4 protein-coding genes are annotated in these 3563 nt (G+C 60.7%); 3 read left to right on the top strand and 1 reads right to left on the bottom strand.

Annotated features, from left to right (window positions below; genetic code table 11):
• Nucleotides 1–198 precede the first annotated feature (198 nt).
• Complete coding sequence (locus EOA23_RS32700) at nucleotides 199–936, bottom strand: rhomboid family intramembrane serine protease (RefSeq protein WP_127307107.1); 738 nt, start codon at nucleotides 934–936, stop codon at nucleotides 199–201.
• Nucleotides 937–1362: 426 nt separating this feature from the next.
• On the opposite strand from EOA23_RS32700, the gene EOA23_RS32695 reads away from it, so the two are divergent.
• The 3 genes from EOA23_RS32695 to EOA23_RS32685 form a co-directional block, all read left to right on the top strand.
• Complete coding sequence (locus tag EOA23_RS32695) at nucleotides 1363–2001, top strand: PAS domain-containing protein (protein ID WP_126061082.1); 639 nt, start codon at nucleotides 1363–1365, stop codon at nucleotides 1999–2001.
• A gap of 172 nt (nucleotides 2002–2173) precedes the next feature.
• Entirely contained in the window at nucleotides 2174–2791 is a 618-nt protein-coding gene (locus EOA23_RS32690) for a PilZ domain-containing protein (protein WP_126061083.1), read from the top strand.
• Between the two features lie 241 nt (nucleotides 2792–3032).
• A partial coding sequence (locus EOA23_RS32685) for a transglutaminase-like cysteine peptidase (RefSeq protein WP_127307106.1) occupies nucleotides 3033–3563 on the top strand: 531 nt, incomplete at its 3' end.

The following is a 3563-nucleotide window of genomic DNA, read 5'->3' as shown; positions in this document are numbered from 1 at the left end:
TTCTCATTGGGCCCGAGCGTGAACACGTCATGGCCCTTGCTTTCGAGAATTGCCTTAACCGTCATGGCGTCCTCCACTGCCTTTGACGCCGGCTCCCCGCCCCGACCGGCTTTTCAGCCCCTGCGCCCCTAGGAAGACACCGGGTGCTTAGCAAACATGGTGCGCCGTGATTCGTTGCTTTTCAAGTGCGCCTAAGGACTAGGCTGCAGCCAGCGGGCGATCGAAGAAACGCAATCCGAAGAAGCCAGCGATGAAGCCGCCAATATGGGCTTCCCAGGCGATCTGGCCATCGACGCCCGGCGCGAAGCCGAGCAGGCCGGTGGCCAGATTGATCACCATCCAGACGCCAAGAAAGGTCATGACGCCACGCAAGCGCAACACGGCCGCAATCGGCAGCGGCTCGCCGGCGAAGGCCGCCCTGCCGGATGACCGGTCGATGCGGAAGCCATAGCGCGCGGCCGCGCCCATCATGCCGGAAATCGCGCCCGATGCGCCGACGAGCGGCACCTCGCCGTAGGGATGCAGCGCCCAGAACAGAACAACCGAAGCCAGCCCGGTCACCGCGTAGAATATGGCGAAACGCAGCGCCCCGAGACGATTGGCGAGCGGCGAGCCGAAGGCCGCGAGCCAGATCATGTTGATGGCGATGTGGGCAAAGCCACCATGCATGAACGCATAGGTGAATGGACGCGTGAACAAGAACCAGTCGAAGCCATATTTGCCGGTGTAGAGCACCGGAATGAAGGCTCCGTCGTAGAGCAGTACCATGTTCTGCGCATCGTCCAGGACATATTGCTGCAACAAAAAGACGGCCGCGCAAATGCCGATCACGGCCAATACCACCGGCGGCAGGTTGAACACCGGTTCGCGGCGCCTTGGCTCTGGAGCCTCGTCCGGCAGCGGTTCGTTCTCAGTGGGGCTTACAGGCTCGCTCATGCACCCTTGCAGTCCGGGACTCGGGGGGTCGACGAGCATGTAGATCACGCCCTTTCGAATCACAAATGGCTATTCGCCACAGGACGCGTGCGGGGGAAGGCGCGAATCAGAATGGGAACGAATCAAAAAGAAGGCCGTCCAGGTGTCCCCCTGAACGGCCGGTCGAGTCCCCTGCTCCCCGTAAACTCGTGACTGAAGTGCTGCCGATCGCTGCTGAAACAACCGTTTTGGAGTGACTTTTGTGTGCCACGGGCCTCGGCAGCGCGCAATGTAAACCATTCGTTAACCTTAACGACTCCGAGGCGTGAACAAACGTTAACGATACTGGCACGCATCCTGCTCCGCACCGCATGAAGGTCATCGGAGGGCGCCCTGTCTGTTCGCCGATGGGACATCAAAAGACAGATTGTGCGGAGCGGAATGGAAATGAAAGAAAAAGGATCGATCGCGCTGTTCCAATATTGGAACCAGCTGCGTGATGGCCGCCTCGCCCCGAAGCGATCGGAAGTGGAGCCGGCCGACATCAAGTCGCTTCTGGCCGACACCTTCATCCTCGAGCGCGATACCCGCGGCGAAGCGGTGTTCCGGCTGGCCGGCACGAGGCTCTGCGCCTATTACGGACGCGAGCTCAAGGGCTTCTCTTTCCCTTCGTTGTGGCGCGAGAAGGACCAGCGGCTGGTGTCGCGGTTGATGCAGGGCGTCTTCGACCAGAAATCGGTGCTGTTCATGACTTACGAGGGATTCAGCCGCAACGGCCGCTCTAACAAGTTCGAGCTCCTGGCGCTGCCGTTGGACGGGGGCCACGAGAACCCGCGCTGCCTCGGCATCATCAGCACCGCCGAAAAGCCCTTCTGGCTTGGCGCCGACCCGCTCGCCGACGCGCTCATCGAAACGATCCGGGTGATAGATCCCGACAAGGAACCGATGTTCCTGAAGAACCGGCCGGCGATCGAGGTTCCCTCGCTCGTTCCGTCCGAATTCGATCCGCCGGAAACCATTTCGGCGCTCGGCCGTGTGCGCCGGATCCGCCACCTCGTCGTCCTCGACGGCGGACGTCACGAATGAGCCCGGCCGCGCGGGATTTTCCCCTCGCGCGGTTAATTTTTCCACGTCGCGCGAGTCTCATGGCCAGGGCTTTCGCGGCCGATTTTTCCCGTTTGTTAACCTGCTTCGCTGTAGTTTTTCGGGCGAAATTCCACGCATCGTCGCGCGGAATGCCAATGGGGTGTAGGCAGTCATGAGGTCAGCGGCGGTAGAATTTGCACCGTCACGAGCTGAGCGGCGCAATTTTCAGCGTGTCCGGGTCAAGATTTACGGGCGCTTCATGCTGGAAGACCGCACCGAGCATCCATGCCAGGTGATCGATATGTCACCGGGCAATGTCGCGCTGCGCACCGACCGCATCGGCATGCCAGGCGAGAAGGTCATCGCCTATATCGACCATATCGGCCGCGTCGAGGGCATCGTGACGCGCACGTCGCCGGACGGTTTCGCCATGACTGTCATTGCCTCCGATCGCAAGAAGGACAAGCTTGCCGCGCAGCTCACTTGGCTTGCCAACAAGCATGAGCTGGACCTGCCCGAGGACCGTCGCCACGAGCGCGTGGCGCCGCGCAATCCGATGAGCGTCCTGCAGCTCACCGACGGGCGCCAGTATCAGTGCCGCATCATCGACCTGTCGCTCTCGGGCGCAGCGATCGAGATCGACGTCAAGCCGGCGATCGGCATCCAGGTCATGCTTGGAACCATGCGCGGCCAGGTGGTGCGCCATTTCGAGGACGGGGTAGCCATCGAATTCGCCGTCATTCAGCGGCCGGAAACGCTCGACCAGGAATTCAACGCGCCGCGGTCCTGACGCAAGCCACCGCAAAGCGAAAACGAACCGGCCCTCGGCGGCTGGTTTTTTGTTGCCCGGTTTTCACCCGAAATAGGCCACCCGGCACCTACCAAATCTTCACAAATCTGAACAATCCAGGCCCACGGTAGTTCAAATTTTATGCTTATTCTACTGGCGTTTTACTCAATGTCTACTTCGGGTTTTTGCGTCAAATAAATCCCAACGTGGCACAGTCTCCTCAAACGGGGAGACTACAAGAATGAAAATGACGAGGGGCAAGCTGTTGCTCTTGGCAATGGCGATGCAGCTTTCCGCCTGGGGCACGGCAAGCGCAGGACCGGTTTTCATGCATACGGGTGGCCGCACCACCCAGCCGGTCGGTCACTATGATTTCTGTCAGCGCATTCCGGTCGAATGCAACGAGCGGACACCGAAGGGACCGCCGGTCGAGCTGACGCGCAAGCTGTGGGCGACGATCATCAACATCAACAATTCGGTCAACGCCCGCGTCAAGCCGCGCACCGACATGGAAATCTACGGTGTCGAGGAATACTGGGCCTATCCCGACAATGACGTTGGCGATTGCGAGGACTACGCGCTGGAGAAGCGTCGCGAGCTGATGGCCGCAGGTGTCCCGGCCGGCAATCTGTTGATGACGGTGGTGCGCCAGCCGAATGGCGACGGCCATGCCGTGCTCACCGTGCGCACCAGCCTCGGCGAGTTCATCCTCGACAATCTCGAGCCGAAAGTGCTCGCCTGGAACGATACGGTCTACACCTATCTCAAGCGC

Origin of the sequence: Mesorhizobium sp. M2A.F.Ca.ET.042.01.1.1, assembly GCF_003997405.1 — a bacterium.
In the GTDB taxonomy this organism is placed as follows: domain Bacteria; phylum Pseudomonadota; class Alphaproteobacteria; order Rhizobiales; family Rhizobiaceae; genus Mesorhizobium.
This window is presented reverse-complemented; position numbering and strand designations above follow the sequence as displayed.

What these genes read in the sequence shown, in the direction of transcription:
- EOA23_RS32695 (WP_126061082.1), top strand. Translation starts at nt 1,363, where the DNA reads ATGAAAGAAAAAGGATCGATCGCGCTGTTCCAATATTGGAACCAGCTG.
- EOA23_RS32690 (WP_126061083.1), top strand. Translation starts at nt 2,174, where the DNA reads ATGAGGTCAGCGGCGGTAGAATTTGCACCGTCACGAGCTGAGCGGCGC.
- EOA23_RS32700 (WP_127307107.1), bottom strand. Translation starts at nt 936, where the DNA reads ATGAGCGAGCCTGTAAGCCCCACTGAGAACGAACCGCTGCCGGACGAG.